The 18,169-nt window shown below is 69.8% G+C and carries 20 protein-coding genes; 12 read left to right on the top strand and 8 right to left on the bottom strand.

The genetic code is table 11. The annotated features are described in order from the left end of the window. Nucleotides 1–42: 42 nt before the first annotated feature. Entirely contained in the window at nt 43–1,560 is a 1,518-nt protein-coding gene (locus ABFJ78_RS01310) for a hypothetical protein (protein ID WP_436383693.1), read from the top strand. Here ABFJ78_RS01310 and ABFJ78_RS01305 read toward each other — a convergent pair. The 4 genes from ABFJ78_RS01305 to ABFJ78_RS01290 all read right to left on the bottom strand — a co-directional run bounded on the left by ABFJ78_RS01305 (nt 1,542) and on the right by ABFJ78_RS01290 (nt 5,044). Then, nucleotides 1,542–2,162 (bottom strand): VC0807 family protein, encoded by a 621-nt coding sequence (locus ABFJ78_RS01305; protein WP_436383692.1) that lies wholly within the window; start codon nt 2,160–2,162, stop codon nt 1,542–1,544. The two genes, ABFJ78_RS01310 and ABFJ78_RS01305, sit on opposite strands and share 19 nt — an antisense overlap. Nucleotides 2,163–2,214: 52 nt before the next feature. Next, nucleotides 2,215–2,829, bottom strand: a complete 615-nt coding sequence (locus ABFJ78_RS01300; RefSeq protein ID WP_436383691.1) for a VC0807 family protein — start codon at nt 2,827–2,829, stop codon at nt 2,215–2,217. An 89-nt stretch (nt 2,830–2,918) separates the two neighbouring features. Continuing rightward, nucleotides 2,919–3,674, bottom strand: coding sequence for a decaprenylphospho-beta-D-erythro-pentofuranosid-2-ulose 2-reductase (locus ABFJ78_RS01295; protein WP_436383689.1), 756 nt, complete (start codon nt 3,672–3,674; stop codon nt 2,919–2,921). After that, entirely contained in the window at nt 3,671–5,044 is a 1,374-nt protein-coding gene (locus ABFJ78_RS01290) for an FAD-binding protein (protein ID WP_436383688.1), read from the bottom strand. The genes ABFJ78_RS01295 and ABFJ78_RS01290 overlap by 4 nt, the downstream gene beginning before the upstream one ends. A 125-nt stretch (nt 5,045–5,169) precedes the next feature. Between ABFJ78_RS01290 and ABFJ78_RS01285 the strand changes: the two genes are divergently transcribed. Together ABFJ78_RS01285 and ABFJ78_RS01280 are read left to right on the top strand one after the other, a co-directional pair. Then, nucleotides 5,170–5,637 (top strand): GtrA family protein, encoded by a 468-nt coding sequence (locus tag ABFJ78_RS01285; RefSeq protein ID WP_436383687.1) that lies wholly within the window; start codon nt 5,170–5,172, stop codon nt 5,635–5,637. Between the two features lie 8 nt (nt 5,638–5,645). Further along, nucleotides 5,646–7,565: a glycosyltransferase gene (locus ABFJ78_RS01280; RefSeq protein WP_436383685.1), complete on the top strand. Its 1,920-nt coding sequence runs from the start codon at nt 5,646–5,648 to the stop codon at nt 7,563–7,565. 51 nt (nt 7,566–7,616) lie between these two features. Here ABFJ78_RS01280 and ABFJ78_RS01275 read toward each other — a convergent pair whose 3' ends face one another. Beyond that, a complete protein-coding gene (locus ABFJ78_RS01275; RefSeq protein ID WP_436383684.1) occupies nt 7,617–7,862 on the bottom strand; it encodes a hypothetical protein in 246 nt (81 codons plus the stop codon). 106 nt (nt 7,863–7,968) lie between these two features. On the opposite strand from ABFJ78_RS01275, the gene ABFJ78_RS01270 reads away from it, so the two are divergent. The 9 genes from ABFJ78_RS01270 to ABFJ78_RS01230 all read left to right on the top strand — a co-directional run bounded on the left by ABFJ78_RS01270 (nt 7,969) and on the right by ABFJ78_RS01230 (nt 15,491). Then, nucleotides 7,969–8,736 carry an ESX secretion-associated protein EspG gene (locus ABFJ78_RS01270; protein WP_436383683.1) on the top strand — a complete coding sequence of 256 codons (768 nt, stop codon included), beginning with the start codon at nt 7,969–7,971 and terminating at the stop codon, nt 8,734–8,736. Between the two features lie 129 nt (nt 8,737–8,865). Continuing rightward, the gene (locus ABFJ78_RS01265) at nt 8,866–9,312 is read left to right on the top strand and encodes a hypothetical protein (RefSeq protein WP_436385354.1); all 447 of its coding nucleotides are present in this window, start codon (nt 8,866–8,868) and stop codon (nt 9,310–9,312) included. Between the two features lie 41 nt (nt 9,313–9,353). After that, on the top strand, nt 9,354–9,893 hold the full coding sequence (locus ABFJ78_RS01260) for a DUF3558 family protein (protein ID WP_436383681.1): 540 nt from the start codon (nt 9,354–9,356) through the stop codon (nt 9,891–9,893). 9 nt (nt 9,894–9,902) lie between these two features. After that, complete coding sequence (locus ABFJ78_RS01255; RefSeq protein ID WP_436383680.1) at nt 9,903–11,378, top strand: hypothetical protein; 1,476 nt, start codon at nt 9,903–9,905, stop codon at nt 11,376–11,378. Between the two features lie 105 nt (nt 11,379–11,483). Beyond that, nucleotides 11,484–11,984, top strand: a complete 501-nt coding sequence (locus ABFJ78_RS01250; RefSeq protein ID WP_436383678.1) for a YbaB/EbfC family nucleoid-associated protein — start codon at nt 11,484–11,486, stop codon at nt 11,982–11,984. Between the two features lie 8 nt (nt 11,985–11,992). Continuing rightward, the gene (locus tag ABFJ78_RS01245) at nt 11,993–12,799 is read left to right on the top strand and encodes a WXG100 family type VII secretion target (protein ID WP_364525878.1); all 807 of its coding nucleotides are present in this window, start codon (nt 11,993–11,995) and stop codon (nt 12,797–12,799) included. A 1-nt stretch (nt 12,800) separates the two neighbouring features. Further along, nucleotides 12,801–14,120, top strand: coding sequence for a hypothetical protein (locus ABFJ78_RS01240; protein WP_436383677.1), 1,320 nt, complete (start codon nt 12,801–12,803; stop codon nt 14,118–14,120). Then, nucleotides 14,113–14,526 carry a hypothetical protein gene (locus ABFJ78_RS01235; RefSeq protein WP_436383676.1) on the top strand — a complete coding sequence of 138 codons (414 nt, stop codon included), beginning with the start codon at nt 14,113–14,115 and terminating at the stop codon, nt 14,524–14,526. The genes ABFJ78_RS01240 and ABFJ78_RS01235 overlap by 8 nt, the downstream gene beginning before the upstream one ends. Next, nucleotides 14,523–15,491 carry a hypothetical protein gene (locus tag ABFJ78_RS01230; protein ID WP_436383674.1) on the top strand — a complete coding sequence of 323 codons (969 nt, stop codon included), beginning with the start codon at nt 14,523–14,525 and terminating at the stop codon, nt 15,489–15,491. Before ABFJ78_RS01235 ends, ABFJ78_RS01230 begins: the two co-directional genes overlap by 4 nt. On the opposite strand, the gene glfT1 is transcribed toward ABFJ78_RS01230, so the two are convergent. Genes glfT1 through wzm form a run of 3 tightly spaced genes read right to left on the bottom strand, consistent with a single transcriptional unit; the run spans nt 15,485 to nt 18,168 of the window. Then, complete coding sequence (gene glfT1, locus ABFJ78_RS01225; RefSeq protein ID WP_436383672.1) at nt 15,485–16,393, bottom strand: galactofuranosyltransferase GlfT1; 909 nt, start codon at nt 16,391–16,393, stop codon at nt 15,485–15,487. The two genes, ABFJ78_RS01230 and glfT1, sit on opposite strands and share 7 nt — an antisense overlap. Then, on the bottom strand, nt 16,393–17,208 hold the full coding sequence (wzt, locus tag ABFJ78_RS01220) for a galactan export ABC transporter ATP-binding subunit Wzt/RfbE (protein WP_364463389.1): 816 nt from the start codon (nt 17,206–17,208) through the stop codon (nt 16,393–16,395). The genes glfT1 and wzt overlap by 1 nt, the downstream gene beginning before the upstream one ends. A gap of 6 nt (nt 17,209–17,214) precedes the next feature. Next, nucleotides 17,215–18,168: a galactan export ABC transporter permease subunit Wzm/RfbD gene (gene wzm, locus ABFJ78_RS01215; protein WP_436383671.1), complete on the bottom strand. Its 954-nt coding sequence runs from the start codon at nt 18,166–18,168 to the stop codon at nt 17,215–17,217. Nucleotide 18,169 lies beyond the last annotated feature (1 nt).

The following is an 18,169-nucleotide window of genomic DNA, read 5'->3' as shown; positions in this document are numbered from 1 at the left end:
CTCAGATCACAGAAGCATCACGGGCGAGGTACCGTGTCCGGGATGCGAAGCGCCTCCGCAGAACTCCCCAAGGTCGCCACCGCGCTGTCGGCGGCCGTGCCCGTCGCCCGCCCGTGGGCCCTGCCGGCGGGCGCCGCGGCGGCCTCCGCACTGATGTTCGCCCTGGTCAGCAGCCATCTCATCGATGACACCTACATCACGCTGTCCTACGCGAAGAACCTCGCCTTCCACGCCCACTGGGGCCTGATCGAGCAGGGGACGGCGAACACCGCGACGTCCCCGCTGAACGTCCTGGCCCTGGCCGCGGTCACGTTCGTCGTCCGCGACGCCGTGCTGGCCGCCGGGATCGTGTTCGTCGCCGCCCAGGTGCTGCTCGTCCTCGGCCTGCGCCGGCTCGGCGAGCGCACCGGGCTGCCGGCGGCGTTCGCGCCCGTGACGTTCGCGTTGCTGCTGCTCAACCCGCTGCTGCTGTCGTCGGTCGGGCTGGAGGTCGCGCTCGGCGCCACCGGCGTCGTCTGGACGCTGGTCTACGCCGGCGAGCGCAAGGCGGGCCGCCTCGGCGTCGTGATCGGGCTGCTCGCGCTCGTCCGGATCGACCTGCTGCTGATCGCGGCGGTGCTGTTCGCGGCCCGTCGCGAGTTCTGGACGGGCATCTGGCGGACGGCCTTCGCCACCCTCGCCGTGACGCTGCCGTGGTTCGCGTTCAGCTGGGTCGTGCTCGGCTCGGCCGTGCCGGACACGCTGGTCATCAAGATCAGCCAGCAGTCGTGGGGCCCGTTCAGCTTCACGAACGGCCCGCTTCTTTACTGGCGCAACTTCCCGGCCGAGGCGGCGCTGTCGTTCCTGCCGCTGCCGCTCGCGGGCCTGGCCGGCGTGGTCTGGATCGTCCAGTACCGCCGCGGCTCCGAAGCGGCCCGCCGCTTGACGCCGTTCGCGGCGCTGGCCGTCGCGGGCGCCCTCCACTACCTGGCCTACAGCCGGCTCGGCGTCCCGCCGTACCACTGGTACTACGCGCCGAGCATCATCGGCGCGACGATCTTCCTGGCCGCGTGCGCGAGCGCGGTCCCGGAACGCGTCCGCCGCGGAACGTGGACGGCGGCGGCCGTGGTCCTCGCGGCGAGCGTCGCGGCGTACGCGTTGCCGGGCCTGCCCCGCCAGTTCGCGCCGATCACGAGCAACCACGCGTCGACGACGGAGTACCGCGAGATCGGTCAGCAGCTGGCCTCGATCGCCCACGGCCGCAAGGTCGAGACGGCGGGCGAGGTCGGCGCGCTGGCGTACGCGTGCGACTGCGAGCTGGTCGACGAGTTCTCCGACCGCGGCGCGGTCGACCCGGCGATCAACGAGACGAAGCGGCGCAGCGGCGACGTCGGCCGCGCGCTGCTGGAGGCCAACTTCCACAACTTCGACCACAGCGTCGCGCCGATCAGCCCGGACCTGGTCCTGGCCACGACCCGGCGCACCCCGCCGCCGACGGCGCTGGCCAGCTGGCGGATCGACTCCCCGTGGATGGGCGCCCAGAACCTGTACCTCATGCCGGCTCACGCCGCGGGCAGCTGATCCCGCCCGCGGAACACCCGGTTCAGCGTGCCCTCCCGGGCCAGCAGCACCTGCGTGATCACCTGGAGCACGACGAAGCTGCCGATCGACAGCGCCGTGTCGAGGCCCGGCACGACGTCCACCGGCAGCGTGTACGCCATCGCGATGCTGCCCGCGCTGTGCAGCAGCCCGCCGACGCCCCACACGACCGCCAGTACCCGCCAGACCCGCCGGAACGAGGGTGTGTCCACCCAGCGCGCCTCCAGTGCCGACGTCCGCCCGGGGAGCAGGGCCAGCGTCGCCTGGTACGTCGTCGGGCGGCGGCCGATCCGGAGGCTCGCCAGCATCCAGACCCCGATCAGCACGCTGAACCAGGCGCCGCGGACCAGCTGCAGCCGCGCGTCGCCGGTCAGCAGCGTCGTCGCCAGGCCCACGGCGACGATCAGCAGCACGAACACGCCCATGCCGTCGATCCGCCGGTGCCGCACCGCCAGGTAGAGCACCCGCAGCGCCGGCGGCAGGCCGCTCAGCGTCAGGGCCCAGACCGGCGCGACGTCGAACGCGCGCAGCAGGTAGTAGCCGCCGACCGGGGCGGCGAGGTCGCAGAGCAGCGTGCCGAGCATGCCCCCGAGCATCGGCGACGAGGGCGGCCGCCGGCATCACCGAGCCGGTTCGTCACGCATCCACCGTCCGGTTGATGCCCAGCCGCTGCCGCGTGAGCTTCACGCCGAGGAGCACGCTGCCCACGGTCAGCGCGGTGTCGAGGACCGGCACGACGTCCACCGGCAGCGTGAACGCCATGACCACGACCGCGCACCCCAGGAAGAGGCAGCCGACGCCCCACCACAGCGTGGCCGCTCGCCAGCGCTCGCGGAACGGCCGGGACAGGCCCCACAGCCGGTCGAGGTGCTCGGAACGGGCGGGCTGAAGGGTGCACGCCGCCCGGAACAGCAGCGGCCGCCGCCCGACGACCAGGCTGGCCAGCATGACGGCCCCCAGCGGCAGCATGATCCAGGCGCTGCGCACGAGCAGCAGCCGGGCGTCGCCGGAGAACACCGCCACCGCGCCGTTGACCAGCAGCACGGCCAGCACGAACGCGCTGACGGCGTCGATCCGCCGGTGCCGCGCCAGGACGTACCCGGTCCGCAGCACCGGCGGGACGGCGCTGACCAGCAGCGCCCACAGCGCGCCGACATCGAAGGAACGCAGGACGTAGTACAGGGCCATCGGGAGAGCGACGTCGCGGAGCAGCATCGTCAGCCCACCGCGGTCGCTTGTCGTGTTCACCATGGTGACAGTCTGTTTCGACGCACCTGTGCGCACATCGGCGCGCGGGCCGGGCCCGGATGGAACTCCGCGTCAACCCCGGGGTGGAGGCCTCAGATGGGGAGCTTGCGGAAGATCGGCCGCGGGACGTGCCGCAGCGCCGACATCACCAGCCGGAACTGCGCCGGCGCCCACACGAGGTCCTTGCCCGCGCGCGCGGCCGTCACGGCGGTCTCGGCGACCTGCTCGGCCGTCTGCGCCAGGGGAGCGTCCTTCAGGCCCTCGGTCATCTTCGTCTTGACGTGACCCGGGCGGACGACCGTCACCTGCACACCGAAAGGCGCGAGCGCCTCGCCGAGGCCCAGGTAGAAGCCGTCGAAACCGGCCTTCGTCGAGCCGTAGACGAAGTTGGACCGCCGGACGCGCTCACCGGCGACCGACGACAGCGCGATCACCGTGCCGTGGCCCTGGGCCTTGAGCTTCTCCGACAGCGCGACGCCGACCGACACCGCGGCGGTGTAGTTCACGGTCGCCAGCTCGACGGCCTTCGCGTGGTCCTGCCAGACCTCTTCGGGGTCGCCGAGCAGGCCGAACGCGACGACCGCCACGTCGATGTCGCCGCCCTCGAACGCCTTGGCCAGCACGCCGGGGTGCGAGGCCGTGTCCTTGGCATCGAAGTCCACAGTGGACACCTCGGCGCCGCGGTCCTTCAGGCGCTGGGCGGCCGCGTCGAGCCGGGGCGACGGCCGGGCCGCGAGCACGACCCGCAGCGGCTTCTCGGCCAGGTACTTCTCGGCGATCGCCAGCGCGATGTCGGACGTGCCGCCGAGCAGGAGCAGGGACTGGGGGTTGCCCACCGCGTCGATCACAGTTCGAGCCTCCGGCTCATGTCAGAGGCGAAAACGCCTTCGGGGTCAACGGAAGCGCGGATCTTGCGCCACTCTTCGAGCCGCGGGTACATCTTCGCGAACGTCTCCGCGGAGGTCCGGGAGTCCTTCGCCGTGTACAGCCGGCCGCCCGCGGCCAGCACGGCGTCGTCGAGCTCCAGGCAGAACCGGCTCAGGCCGTCCTTGATCGGGAAGTCGACGCTGAGCATCCAGCCCGGCGACGGCCACGACATGGGCGCCGGGTTGGCGTCGCCCATGCGCTTGAACACGTTGAGGAACGAGTAGTGGCCCGAGGTCGCGATCCGCCGGCAGATGGCCTTGAGCTGGTCCTCCGCGCCGAACGGCACCGAGAACTGGTACTGCAGGAAGCCCTTGGAGCCGTAGGCGCGGTTCCACTCGCTCAGCATGTCCAGCGGGTGGTAGAACTGCGTCAGGTTCTGGATCTTGCCGCGCGCGCCCTTCTTGGGCACGGTCTTCTGCCACAGCTCGTTGATCAGCCCGAAGGTGAGCTTGTTGCCCAGGCCGTTCGGGAAGACGTCCGGCAGGGTCGCCAGCTGCGGCGCGTCGAACTTGAGCGGCTCGGACCGCAGCTTCGGCGGCAGCTCGTCCAGCTTCGCGAGCGAGCCGCGCGAGAACGTCGCCCGGCCGAGGCGGTGGTCCGAGGAGATCAGGTCCGGCACCGACATCGAGTAGTCGTAGGTCAGGTCGGAGCCGTCGGTGAAGAGGCCGAGCGTCTCGTCCAGGCTCGACGTGCGGTCGGCGTCGACGATGAAGTACGCGGTCTCGGTCTTCTTCATCCGGACTGTGGCCCGCACGATGATGCCGGTCAGCCCGATGCCGGCGACGGTCGCCCAGAACAGCTCCGACTCGGGGCCCTCCGGGGTGAGCGTGCGCACCTGGCCGTCCGCCGTCAGCAGGTCCATCGACACGACGTGGTTGCCGAAGCTGCCCGCGCTGTGGTGGTTCTTGCCGTGGATGTCGTTGGCGATCGCGCCGCCGATCGTCACCTGGCGGGTGCCCGGCAGCACCGGGACCCACAGGCCGTACGGCAGCGCCTCGCGCATCAGCTTGTCGAGGCTGACCCCGGCGTCGAGGTCCACGAGACCCGAGTCCGGGTCGATCGAGTGGATCCGGTCGAGCGCGGTCATGTCGATGACGAGGCCGCCCGCGTTCTGCGCCGGGTCGCCGTAGGACCGGCCGAGGCCACGCGCGATGACGCCGCGCTCGCCGGCCTGGCGCACGGCCCGGGCGATGGTCTCGACGTCCGGGGTGCTCAGGACGTCGGCGACGGTCGGTGCGGTGCGTCCCCAGCCGGTGAGCGTGCGACGCTGTGTCTCGGGGGAATGGGTCACCCGACCAGGGTAGCCACGCCGAACGACGCCCGGAACGTGACCCTGAAGTGCCCGCTTCTACACTTTGCGCATCAAGGCACAAGCGCCCGCGCGGGTGACCATGACTCAGGCAACGAGGTAATGCAGTGGTGGCGACCGATCCGCAAGCCGACCTAACGGCTGCTCAGTCCTCTCCGGGACTGCTGGGCCAGCTCATCCGCTTCGCCCTGATCGGGGGCTTCTGCGCCCTGGTCGACCTGGGCACGTACACCCTGCTGACCCAGGCGGCCGGGATGGCGACTTCACCGTGGGTCGACATCGCTCGCGCTATCAGTTTCATCGTGGGCACGACCACGGCGTTCTTCCTGAACCGGAAGTTCACGTTCGCCGGCGGGCGCAAGGACGGCAAGGCGCAGATCGGCTCGTTCGTCCTGCTCTACACCGTGACGTTCTTCGTCGCGGTCGGGGTGAACCAGCTGATGCTGAACGTGCTGCCGGAGTCCGCCTGGCAGCACACCCTGTGCTGGGCCGTGTCGCAGGCCACCGCCACGGTGATCAACTTCGTGATGCTCAAGTGGGTCGTGTTCCGCGAGCCGTCGACCGAGGAGAACTGAGGAACTCAATGCCCGGTAAAACAGCCACCCCGGCGCCGACCACCGAAGCCGGCGCGGCCGCCGAGACGCGGTTCACCGAGCACACTCCGCAGGGTCGCCTGACGGCGCAGCGCGGTCTCTACGCCGGTCCGGCGCCGATCGTCAGCAAGGACCTCTACGCCGAGCTCGAGTGGGGTTCGGCCGTGCGCGAGCGTGCGGTCATCAGCCTCGAGCCGGCCTCCAAGGTGTCCGGCAACACGTACTTCGGCCGGTTCCCGGCCAGCTACTGGCAGCGCTGGACGACGGTGACCGAGGTCTCGGTCGAGGCCGTCGTCACCGGCACCGGCCTGCTGTCGATGGGCGCCTCCGACGTCGAGGGCGAGCCGCGCGTGGTCGACGCCCAGCAGATCGCCGACGCCAAGCAGGCCAAGGTCACGCTGACCTCGAAGCTGGACAAGTTCTACGACGGCGGCGCGCTCTGGCTGGACCTCGAGACCGAGGGCGGCCAGACGCTGCGCGTCGAGCAGGTCCGCTGGACGGTCGAGGCGCCGGAGAAGATCCGCCCGACCGCGGTGACCATCTGCACGATGAACCGCGCCGACGACTGCCTGAAGAACCTGCAGGCGCTCGCCGCCGACGTCTCCTCGCTGGAGACCCTGGACGCGATCTACGTCGCCGACCAGGGCACCGACCTCGTCGAGTCCCGCGACGGCTTCGAGCAGGTCGCGAAGGACCTCGCCGACAAGCTGCACTACATCAAGCAGCCGAACCTCGGCGGCGCCGGCGGCTTCACCCGCGGCCTCTACGAGGTGGCCGGGCACACCGCCACCGAGCACGCGAACGTCCTGTTCATGGACGACGACGTCCTGCTCGAGCCGGACCTGGTGATCCGGATGACGGCGTTCTCCAACCGCGCCGCCAACCCGATCATCGTCGGCGGGCAGATGCTCAACCTGTTCCACCCGAACCAGCTGCACGTCGGCGCGGAGTACGCCCGGCTCAACACGCTCGAGCCCGGCCAGCCGGTCGAGCACTCGCTGTCGACGGCCGACCTGCTCGGCGTCGACGAGGAGACGCTGAAGCCGAACCGCCAGGAGCGCCGCCTCGACGCCGGCTACAACGGCTGGTGGTCGTGCCTGATCCCCTACGAGGTCGTCCAGGCCACCGGCTACCCGATGCCGTTCTTCTTCCAGTGGGACGACGCGGAGTACTCCTACCGCGCCCGCGCGCACGGCTTCCCGACCGTCACCCTGCCGGGTGCGGGCGTGTGGCACGCGGACTTCCACATGAAGGACTGGGACGAGTGGCACCGGTACTTCAACCTGCGCAACTCGATCATCACCGCGGCGCTGCACTCGCCGTTCAACCTCAACCTGCTTTCGCGGGTCCTGCTCGCGCAGCTGGTGCGCTACCTGCTGGGCATGCAGTACGGCCTGTCGGCGACGCTGATCAAGGCCGTCGAGGACTTCCTCGAGGGCCCGGAGATCCTGCGTGACGGCGGCGTCGAGGCGATGCAGGAGATCCGCCGCATCCGCGACCAGTACCCGGAGACCAAGCGCCACAAGGCGACCGACGTCCCGGGCATCGCGTCGAACGACATCGGCATCATCAACAGCGCGCCGCGGCCCAGCATGCAGCGCCTGGTGCTGATCAAGCGGATCCTCGACCGCGTGCTCGGCCGCAGCCGCTTCGGCCTCGGCGCGGTGCCGATCGACGAGGCGAACTGGTGGCACATCGCGCTGTTCGACACGGCGGTCGTGACGGACGCGAACCAGGAAGGCGTCCGCGTCCGCTCGTACGACAAGGTCAAGATGTTCGACCTGGCCAAGCGCGGCGCGAAGGTGGTCCAGCGGCTGCGCAAGGAAGGCGCGGCGGTGCAGGAGCAGTACAAGCGCGCCATGCCGGAGCTGACCTCGCGCGAGAACTGGAAGCGCCTGTACAAGCTCTGAGGTTCTTCGCGAAGGCCGTCTCACGCTGGTCGTGAGGCGGCCTTCGCTGTTTTAGGCGTGCATGCCGAAGACAGTGCTCTTGCGGGTGAGGTCGTCGACGTACGCGGCGGCGACGTGGGCGAAGTTGATCGCGACCGCCGAGTGGTCCTTGGTGGTCACCGTTTCGACCGCGCCGGCCTGCACGAGCTGGGCGAGCTTGCCCGCCAGCTTGCCGGATTCTTCGGTCGTCAGTGCGAACAGCAGCGGCTCCCCGCCGGTGGCGAGGTGCAGCACGAGTGCGGGTTTCGGGTCGGCCATGCGTCCATCGGACCAGCGGCGATCTTCTCCGGGCAAGCGGGTTCGCCGAGAGCGGATGGACTACCGTTTCGGCAAGTCCGGATGAACCCGCGGGGGGATGGAAGCGATGCCGCACTCGTTCTCGCTGTCACTGGCAGCGGTGGACATCCTGCTGGAGCAGCTCGGGTTCGGCCGCGCGCCGACGCCGTTCGAAGTCCCGCACGTCGGCACGACCGTCGAGCAGCGCGCGATGATCCGCGACGCCGTCGTCCGCGATCTGAACGGCCGCGGGCTGTGGAGCCGCGGCCGCCTCGACCCGGACGCGGAGCTGGCGCTGGCGACGTTCGTCCGCGGCAGCGTGGCGATCAACGCGGCCGCCGAGCTGGGCGACCGCCACCTGTTCGCCCGCGTCGCGTCCGACGGCCAGTTCGCGGTGCTCGCGAAGCAGGAGGAGAACCTGATCGTCTTCGAGGAGGTCCGCCCGACGGGCATCGTCCCGGCGATCGTCGACCTGCTGCCCCTGACCCCGGCGGCCCCCGGCCAGTCGGTCACGATTTCGCGTCCGGCGGAGCAGCCCCGCCACCAGCGCCGCGACGACGCGTACGACCCGTTCGCGGGGGTGAGCGGCCCCCGCTCGTCGGGCGGCGGCAGCGGCGGCCCCCAGCTCCGCATGATCGAGCGGGTGTTCCAGGAGCCGAAGAAGCGCGTGGGCCAGTTCACGGCCCAGGTCCGCGGCGCCGCGTTCCCCCCGTTGGCCTGGTTCGACACGGAGTCGGGCCGCTGGCTGATGTCCTCCCGCGCGGCAGCGGACGGCCAGCGCTGGATCACGTACGCCCCAGCCGACAACGCGCGGCTGGCCCAGCAGCTGTACGCCCAGCTCGAGGGCCAGTTCTGACGGTCGGGAACCGGCGGTGGGCTTCCGACGTCCAAAAGTGAAGATCGGTGAACAGCCGTTGCGCAGGGTGCCCGGCTAGTAGACTTCCGGGTGCACACGCACGGCGAAGCGATACGGGGTGGAACAGCGATGTTGATTGCCGATGGCGGTGGCGGCTCGATGTCGGACATCGTCAACCCGCTTTCATCCGCCGGCATGAGCGCCGCGGTCAAGAGCGTCACCGCCGAGACGCAGAAGCTGGTCGACGCCGCCAAGGGCGGCGGCTTCAAGATCACCCCGGAAGGTGTCAAGCCGATCCGGGACGCACTCCTCGACTTGGTCAACGACCTCGACAACCTGTATTTCGACACGGTGGACCTCGACCAGGCGCCGCAGCTCGGCAGTCACCCGTACGGGCAAACCGTCGCCAAGCACGACCAGAAGAGCGCCAACGACGCCACCGGTTCGGCGAAGGCCGTCCTGGCCGAGCTCAAGCAGGTCGCCCAGCAGGCCGACGAGGCGCTCGCCCGAGCCGCCGGGTTGTACAAGGAAACCGAAAACCAGGCGTTCTCTTCGCTCCAGACCCGTCAGGCCTGAGGTAGATGAAACTTCTTCTCGTACGTGCCCTGCTCCCGCTCGTGGCCGGTGGTGCCCTGCTGGCCGGCTGCACCAGCACGCAGCCGGGGACTGCTTCACCCGCGCAGTCCTCGACGGCGGGTGGCGGAGAATCCTCGGCCCCGCAGAGCTCATCCTCCGGCGGCGGCACCGAGTCGATCTCGGATCCCTGCACGCTCCTCGAAAAAGGTGATCTGAGCAGCTACGGCGAGTTCAACGAGCCGGAGAACAAGACGCTCGGCGGGGCCCGCGTGTGCAAGTACCAGAAGAAGATCGAGTCGGCGAGCGACAAGTCGATGGTCATCGGCACGACCGTGCGTGATGCCGCTCGCGTGGATCAGCTGAATGATCAAGGCGCCGGCGTCCTCGAGAAGGACATCAACGGCCGGCAAGCAAAGGAAGCCCCGGAAACGGCCGGAGCCGGCTGCACGCTGGCATTGCCGGTCGGCGACTCGTCCCGGGTGGACGTTCTGGTGACTTCCGTCGGCTCCTCCGACGAGGCGTGCCAGATTGCCGAGGCGGTCGCGAAGGCCGCTGTCGAACCGCGGTTGCCGAAGGGATAGGGGACCCACATGACGACGCGACAGGGGCCACCGCCGAAGACCGCGGACAAGTCGCCCGAAGAAGTTTCGAAGATGGCGCCCGCCGAGCGCGATGCGTACCTCCAGCAGAAAGCCGAGGAGGGCGTCGACCCGGGCAGCTGGCTCTTCGGGCCCGTCCAGCAGTGGATCGCTCAGGCCAACGCGAAGAACCAGTCCCAGCAGATCGGGGACAAGAACGTTCAGCAGGCCACGCAGGGACGCGACGTCGAATACGTCCAAGGCCTCAACGCGCCGAACGCCGACTACAAGGGCAGCGACCACACGCAGCTCCAGGCGTATCTGGAAAGCAATCTGAACGTCGACCAGGTGTCCGACGTGTCGACCGCTTACTTCAAGGTGCACCAGGTCTTCGACAAGTTCGCCACCTCGATGAACACCGCGGTCAACGCCTCAAAGGGCACCTGGGAAGGTTCCGCCGCCGAAAACGCCCAGCAGTACTTCACCAGCCTGGGCAAGTGGTCCGACGCGAACTCCCAAAACGCGAAGCTCGCTTCGGAAACCATCTACGACCAGGGCCAAGCCGCCTCGACGGCCAAGAACTCCATGCCCGCTCCCATCCCGTTCAGCTGGGGCGACGAGTTCAAGTCCTGGGCGACGTCGAACCCCTTCAGCCTGCCCGACAACGTCGACAAGTCCCTGCAGAAGCAGAAGGACAGCCAAGCGGCGCACGACCAGGCCGCCAGCGTCATGTCGACCTACGACAAGAACCTCTACGAGGCCGCGTCGAAGCAGCCGGCCTTCGCGCCGCCGCCCAGTTTCAGCACCGGTGGCGGTTCCGGTGACCCCAACGGCACCGGGGACAAGAACGGCATCGACAACCCGGGCCGCGTCGACATGCCGGGCTCCAACTCGGTGAACACGCCGAGCAGCAGCAACAACAACTTCACCACCGGCAACATCCCCGGCACCACCGGGACGCCGCAGTTCTCCGGCCCCGGCTCGACGACCGGTGCGGGCCTGCTGCCCGCCGGCACCACCACGCCGTCCAGCTTCACGCCGGGGGCGATTCCCGGTGGGTCGACGTCGAACCCGAACCAGTCGCTCGGTGGGATGCCGCCGATGAGCCCGATGCCGATGGGCGGGATGAACTTCGGCGGCGACGAGGCCTACAACTCCAAGGTCGGCGGGGGCGCCGGCCGTGGTGGGGGCTTCGGTCCCGGCGGCTCGGGTGCGGGCAACGCGACCGGCGCGGGTGCCGCGTCGGGGGCCGCCCGGCCGGGTGGCATCGGGGCCGCCGAAGCCGCCGCCGGGCGTGGCATGGGCGGTCTCGGCGCGGGCAGTGCCGCCGGGCGCGGTGGCATGGGCGGGGGCGGCCTGGGCCGCGGCCAGAAGGGCGAGGGCGACGAGGACACGGAGCACTCGCGTCCGACCTACCTCGTCGAGGGCGACCCCGACGAGGTCTTCGGGACGGACATGCGCACCGCACCGCCCGTCATCGGCGAATAACGGACATAACGGAAACGGCCCCGGGGAACCGGGGCCGTTTCTTGTTTGCGCTGGTCGTGGAACCAGTAGCCTTCGCCTCGCGTCGGACACCGCGGAGGGCGAGCGATGACACCTGAGGAATGGCTGGCGGGCTTCGAATCGAAGATCGCGGACGTCCAGGCGAAGGCCGAGGAGTTCCGCGTCGGGCTGGAGGCCGCGGGGACGACCGTCGCTTCGCCCGACGGGACCATCCGCGTCGGCGTCGCCCCGAACGGCTCGCTCACCGACCTGCAGCTCACCGACGCCGCCCTGGCCGGGAAGTCCGGCGCCAAGCTCGCGGAAGAGATCCTCAAGCTCGCGCGCAAGGCCCAGCGCGGCGCCGCCGTCAACGTCGCGGCCGCGTTCGCGCCGCTGGGCGGCGACTCCGAGGCGATGCACATGGTCACCGGCTACGTGCCGCCGGAGGAGCCCGAAGAGCCGCCCGCGCCCGAGCCGGTCCGGGAACGCCGGCTCTGGCAGCACGACGAGCCGGAAACCCCGGCACCGCCGCCGGTCCGCCGCCCGTCGCGGCCGCCGCGTGACGACGATGACGACTTCGGGGACAACACGTTCATGCGCCGGGACTGAGGGGGACCATGACCACCGCTACTTCGGGTGCCGGAATCGTCGACACCTACGCCGGGCTCGTCGACTCGATCAAGTCGGACTCCGAGTCCGAAGGCGAACACGTCCTCGGGGTCGCCGTCAGCGCGGCCGGGGCGGTCGTCGACACCGTCGGCGCCGCGATCGACCCGCTCGGCGCCATCCTCAACGCGGGTGTCGGCTGGCTGCTCGAGCACGTCAGCTTCCTGCGCGAGCCGCTCGACGCGCTGCTCGGCAACCCCGACGAGATCAACGCGAACGTCGACCAGCTCAAGTCCGCCGCGGCCGAGATGCACACCCTGGCCCAGGAGCACCGCGACGACCTCCGCAGCGTCGCCGAGTGGACCGGCCAGGCCGCGGACGCCTACCGCGACAGCCTCACGAAGATGGCCGAGGAACTGGAGTCGCTCGGCAAGACGCTCGACGGGACCGCGGCGGTCGCGGGCATCTCCGGCATGCTCGTCTGCACGTTGCGGGGCATCGTCTTCGGGCTGATTTCGTCGGTGATCGCCGAGCTGATCCGCGACGCGCTGATCGCGGCGGCCTCCGCGGTGGTGACGTTCGGCGGTTCGATCGCGGCGTTCTGCGGCGTCGCGTCGGCCCGTGCCGCGGCGACCGCGTCGAAGATCGCCGGCAAGATCAGCAAGCTCCTGGAGGGCTTCGCGCGGCAGGGCGGCCGGCTGGCCAAGCTGATGGAGGCGATGGAGAAGCTGACCAAGGGCCTCGACCGGTTCTCCACGGTCGGCGGCCTGACGATGGGCGCGTACCAGGCCGCGAAGCCGTACGAGACGGAGGCGTGACGTGGCGACGCACCACTCGACGCACACGAGTACGCCCCACCACACGACCACGCCCCACCACACGGACACGTCGCCGACGCGCCACGAGACGCCGAACCCGCACCCCACCGAGCCGCGCCCGGCACACGAGCCGCACGCTCCGGCGAGCGGCCACGGCGGCGGGTACGGCGTCCACACGGACTCGCTCGGCACGATGGAGGGCCACCTCGGCCGCACGAAGGACAAGGTCCACGCGGTCGGCCAGACCGTGGCGGGCGCGAACTTCGGCGCGAAGTCGATGGGCGTGGTCGGCGCGGGCATGACCGGTACGCTCAACGGAACGGTGAGCGCGGCCAAGGAGCACGTAGCCCGCGCGGGCAAGGCGGTCGAGGACGCGGGGGCGCGCACGAAGGCAGTCCGCGAGCACTACCAGACGACGGAAGCGAACAACGCGGCCACGATCGCGGCGGCGGGCAAACCGGTCGACGCCCCACCGGTGAAGACAGCGGGCGGCGGCGGCAACCCGCCCCCACCGGGCTCGAACCCCCCACCCCGCCCACCGGACGACGGCGGCGGGATGCACAACAACCAGGGCCACCACGCGACGGACGACGAGCTGCGAGGCCAGTACACGCGCGAGTCGATGCAGACCCGCCCGACCTCGACGGACAACCAGATCCGCGACGCGGCGAGCAGGCTGGGCTACGACCCGGACCAGCACCTGGCGATGACCCTCAAGCCGACGGCCGATTTGACCCCGGCCCAGCGCGCGGAAATCGTGGCGGTCCGCAACGAGCTCAAGGCCAACCCGGGCGAGATCATGACGAAGGTGGTCAAGCCGGAGATCGGCGAAAACACGTTGATGAACCCGAAACCCACGAAGGACTTCGACCCGAACCAGGTCGGTGGTTCGGTGGCCCGCGGCAGCGACACCTCGCAGTACGGGACTCCACAGGAGTTCCGGGACAAGCTCGCCCTCGACGACAACGGCGCGGGGTGGACCCCGATCAAGGCAGGCGCCGGTGAGGCGTACCAGCTGCGCTTCCCGGCCTCGGACAACGCCCGTGCCATGGAGATCAGCTACGGCGGCACGGATCCGGTGACCGCGCACGAAATGCAGGGGCTGTCCGGGCAACCCGGGCCTCGAGAATGGCAGCCACCTTTCCTCGGCACCGGATACACCGGTGGCGGTGTGCCCGAGTGGATCCACACGAGGCAGGGCTACGAGGGCCGTGGTGAGATGTGGCTCGTGCACGCGGACGGGACCGAATCCCTGGCCGGGGTGTACCTGGACGGACGAGGGTGGTTCGACGTGCGCGGACGAGGAGGATCCGGTGCCTAGAGTTTCGCCGCGCGACTGCGCGGTCTACCAGGGCGAGCTCTACTCGTCCTCCGGACGGCCGCCGGGCAAGCTGGCCCTGCACCGCGAAGGTGTTCCCGAGCAGGTGGTGCCGATCGCGGACCTCGACGAGTGGTACACCGTCCGCACCTGGGGGACGTTCCTCGGGCACGAGTTCGAGATCTACTTCGAGGACGAAGACGGGTACGGCATCGGCGTGGTCGGGACCGGCGACGGGCACTGGCTCGCCGAGACCTGGGCCAAGCCGGAAGAGCACCCCGAGGTGCAGTTCCAGCGGATGGACCAGTTCACCTTCGAGGCCACGGTTCCGAAGCACATGGTCAGCGACATCCACGAGGTCCGCACCGACAACCTCGGACCGTGGCGAGAACGGCAGGAAAACCGATGACCGCTGACGCCCCCGCCGGTCTCCTCGGCAACACGGTCGTCCAGCTGCCGGTCAAACCCGGCCTGGTCGGCCTCTACCTGGGCAACGTCATCGTCCCCGGTCGCTTCGAACCGCACCGGGTCCAAGGGTTCGCCGGCCGCGCCGAGGACGTCGCCGAGCTGGACACCGCCGCCATGATCCGGAACTACGGCCTGGCCAAGATTCCCGGCTGGGGCCCGCTCGAGGAGCTCTACCTCCTCCGGTTCACCGCCGGCCACACGTTCCCGTTCCGCACCTCCTACGGCTCCACCGACCGCGAAATCGCGAACGAGCTGGGGACAGCCCGCGTCTACCCGCCGCCGTACCTCGGGACCGGGTACTTCCCCGGCGTCGACCACCCGCTGCCGGAGTACGTCCTGCGGCTGATCGAACTCCCCGTCGGCGCCGAGCTCCTCGTGCGCCGCGCCGACAACACCGAAGAGCGGCTCGCGCAGTACCACAGCCGGAAGGTCGGCTGGATCCCCGACCAGAAGGACGCTTTCGGCGAAGCCACCTTCTTCCCGCCGCCCGTGCCGCTGCCGCCGCTCGTGCGGCGCGGCTACACCGCGCGGTACCGCGGTGGTGACTTCGACGCCGAGTTCGCCGGTCCGGCCCGGGTCGTCCTGCACCCGTTGCCCGGCGCCGCCGCGCCCGCCGACTTCGGGGAGACCTACGGGTTCCGGATGAAGGCCGTCGACCAGGTCGAGCTGGACGAGCTCACCTTCGTGCGGACGCTGTGCCGGTGGCGCGGGGGCACCTTCGAGCTCCTCGGCCGGACGCGCGACTCCGCCGACCTGCACCTGGCCGACGAGGACTACCTCACCGCGCGCGACCTCGGACTGTCCGAAGTGGACTACCGCGTGTGGCGGAAGACCGTGCCCGCCAACGAGCTCACCGACGTCCGGACGGAGTCCGTGCCGGTGCCGCTCGAAGGGCAGTTTCAGTAGCGGTAGAACTTCTCCGCGCGGCCCTGGCGCACCAGCTTCAGCCACTGCAGGAACGCCTTCGGGTCGCGCTTCACGCCCACGAAGTACAGCCCGAACCGGACGATCTCCAGCGCGCCGATCTTGCGCATCCCGGGCTGGGACAGCAGGTACCCGCGGTTGCGGTACGTGTAGTACCGCTTGACCTCGTTCTCCGGGTCCTGCGCGTGGAACTTGCCGCCCAGCATGGGCTTGAACTCGTCCGAGCCGTCCGGGTGCAGGTACTTCGTCTTCAGCGACGTACCGAAGGGCAGCCCCGACCGCACCAGCCGCCGGTGCAGCTCGACCTCGTCGCCGCGGAAGAACAGGCGCAGGTCCGGCACGCCCACGACGTCCAAAGTGGACGCCCGGAACAAAGCGCCGTTCATCAGGGACGCGATGCCGGGCAGGAAGTCCACGCCCAGCTCGGACTGCGACCGCTTCCACGTCAGGCCGCGGCGCAGCGGGAACGCCAGCTTCTCCGGGGCGTCGATGTTGGACACCACCGGCGAAATCTCCGCCAGGTTCCGCTTTTCCGCTTCTTCCAGCAGGATCGCCAGCACGTTCTCGTCGGCCGGGCGGCCGTCGTCGTCGGCCAGCCAGATCCAGTCCGCGCCCAGCGACAGCGCGTGCAGCATGCCCAGCGCGAACCCGCCGGCCCCGCCGAGGTTGCGGTGCGACGGCAGGTACGTGTGCGGCAGCGGGTAGTTCTCGACGACTTCGCGAGCGGAGTCGTCGGGCCCGTTGTCCACCACCACCAGGTGGTCGACCGGCCGGGTCTGGGCCGCGATGATCTTCAGCGAGTCCGCGAGCAGCTCGCGCCGGTGCCGCGTGACGACCACGCCGACGACCGCGCCGTCGGGCAGCTGCCGGGTCTCGCTGGCCATCATTCCCCGCCGTTCGTCGTCGCCACCGGTTCGATGCCCAGGCGCTGCAGCGTTTCCTTGCTCATGTCCTGGAACGGGTCGCGGCCCTTGTAGCCGGTGAGGACGTCCCGCAGCGAGCCCTGCTGCTTGATGTGGCCTTCGTCCATCCACAGCGCCGAGTCGCAGAGCTCGAACAGGAACTCGTCGGCGTGGCTGGCGAACACCAGGATGCCCGAGCGCTTGACCAGGTCCTTGAGGCGGTCGCGCGCCTTGTTGAGGAACGCCGCGTCGACCGCGCCGATGCCCTCGTCGAGGATCAGGATCTCCGGGTCGATCGAGGTGACGACCCCCAGCGCCAACCGCACGCGCATACCCGTCGAGTACGTCCGCAGCGGCATCTGCAGGTAGTCGCCGAGCTCGGTGAACTCCGCGATGTCGTCGACCCGCTTCTCCATCTCCTTGGCGGTCATGCCGAGGAAGAGGCCGCGGATGATGATGTTCTCCTCGCCGGAGATCTCCGGGTCCATGCCGATGCCGAGGTCGAAGACCGGCGCGATCTTGCCCTGGATCCGCGCGGAACCGCGGGTGGGCTCGTAGATCCCGGCGAGCAGCCGCAGGAGCGTGGACTTGCCGGCGCCGTTGTGCCCGACGAGCCCGACCCGGTCGCCTTCGCGGAGGTTGAGGGTCACGTCGTGCAGGGCTTCGATGATCGGCACCTTGGTGTCGGTGCCGATCTTGCCGCCGACCTTGCCGAGGACCCGCTTCTTCATCGACCGGGTCTTCGCGTCGAAGATCGGGAAGTCGACGAAGGCGTTCTGGACGTCAATGCTGACCATGTTGTGTCACACCCAGTAGGAGACGCGGGCACGGTAGTTGCGCATCGCGACGAGCGCGAGCGCCCAGCCGACGATGGTGATGGAGCCGACCACGATCCAGTTGCCGGGCGTGAACGACTGCCCGATCAACGGCGCGCGGACCACCTGCATGAAGTGGTACAGCGGGTTCAGCTGGATGATCGGCAGCACCCACGAGATCCCCGACCGCGTTCCGCCGGCGAGCAGCTGGTCGACCGGCCAGACGATCGGCGTGCCGTAGAACAGCAGCTGGATCAGCGAGTTGATGACCTGCGGGATGTCGCGGAAGCGGGTCGAGATGATGCCCAGCAGCAGTGTCACCCAGCCGGCGTTGAGCGCCAGCAGGAAGAAGCCGGGGATGGCCAGCAGGATGTTCCAGCTGAGGCCGGGGTGGCAGAACACGTCGCCGATGCACTGGCCACTCGCGTCGCCCAGCGAGTACCGGTTGTCCAGCGCGGTGAAGAAGATCGCCAGGATCGCCACGTAGACGATCATGTTGTGCGCCAGCAGCAGCGACTGCCGCCACACCGTGCGCAGCATGTACACGCTCAGCGGCGCCGGGAGCTGCTTGATCAGCCCCTCGTTGGAGATGAACGTCTCCATGCCCTCGGCGAGGCAGCCGCTGATGAAGCCCCACAGGATGAAGCCCGTGGACAGGTAGGGCAGGAACACCTGGATCGGGGAGTTGAACAGCTGCGAGTACAGCAGCCCGAGCCCGAGCGCGATGACGGCCTGGCTGATGGTGATCCAGAAGGGCCCGATCACCGAGCGGCGGTAGCGCTGCTTGATGTCCTGCCAGCCGAGGTGACCCCACAGCTCGCGGGCGGAGAAACCGGCCTTGATGTCGGCGAAGGCGCGCGCGAACGTCTTGCTGTCCGACGTCGGCGGCGCCGACGCGGCAACGGGGGAGTTCGCGGCCTGAACCGTGCTGGTGGCATGCACG

Origin of the sequence: Amycolatopsis sp. MEPSY49, from assembly GCF_051337345.1 — a bacterium.
GTDB lineage: Bacteria > Actinomycetota > Actinomycetes > Mycobacteriales > Pseudonocardiaceae > Amycolatopsis.
The sequence above is the reverse complement of the archived record's forward strand: the minus strand, read 5'-3'. Positions and strand labels throughout refer to the sequence as shown.

Bases quoted from the DNA above. Each gene is read 5' to 3' on its own strand.
- ABFJ78_RS01300 (WP_436383691.1), bottom strand. From the start codon at position 2,829: ATGGTGAACACGACAAGCGACCGCGGTGGGCTGACGATGCTGCTCCGC.
- ABFJ78_RS01230 (WP_436383674.1), top strand. From the start codon at position 14,523: ATGACCGCTGACGCCCCCGCCGGTCTCCTCGGCAACACGGTCGTCCAG.
- wzt (WP_364463389.1), bottom strand. From the start codon at position 17,208: ATGGTCAGCATTGACGTCCAGAACGCCTTCGTCGACTTCCCGATCTTC.
- ABFJ78_RS01305 (WP_436383692.1), bottom strand. From the start codon at position 2,162: ATGCTCGGCACGCTGCTCTGCGACCTCGCCGCCCCGGTCGGCGGCTAC.
- ABFJ78_RS01280 (WP_436383685.1), top strand. From the start codon at position 5,646: ATGCCCGGTAAAACAGCCACCCCGGCGCCGACCACCGAAGCCGGCGCG.
- ABFJ78_RS01265 (WP_436385354.1), top strand. From the start codon at position 8,866: ATGTTGATTGCCGATGGCGGTGGCGGCTCGATGTCGGACATCGTCAAC.
- ABFJ78_RS01250 (WP_436383678.1), top strand. From the start codon at position 11,484: ATGACACCTGAGGAATGGCTGGCGGGCTTCGAATCGAAGATCGCGGAC.
- ABFJ78_RS01310 (WP_436383693.1), top strand. From the start codon at position 43: ATGCGAAGCGCCTCCGCAGAACTCCCCAAGGTCGCCACCGCGCTGTCG.
- ABFJ78_RS01270 (WP_436383683.1), top strand. From the start codon at position 7,969: ATGCCGCACTCGTTCTCGCTGTCACTGGCAGCGGTGGACATCCTGCTG.
- ABFJ78_RS01275 (WP_436383684.1), bottom strand. From the start codon at position 7,862: ATGGCCGACCCGAAACCCGCACTCGTGCTGCACCTCGCCACCGGCGGG.
- glfT1 (WP_436383672.1), bottom strand. From the start codon at position 16,393: ATGGCCAGCGAGACCCGGCAGCTGCCCGACGGCGCGGTCGTCGGCGTG.
- ABFJ78_RS01245 (WP_364525878.1), top strand. From the start codon at position 11,993: ATGACCACCGCTACTTCGGGTGCCGGAATCGTCGACACCTACGCCGGG.
- ABFJ78_RS01255 (WP_436383680.1), top strand. From the start codon at position 9,903: ATGACGACGCGACAGGGGCCACCGCCGAAGACCGCGGACAAGTCGCCC.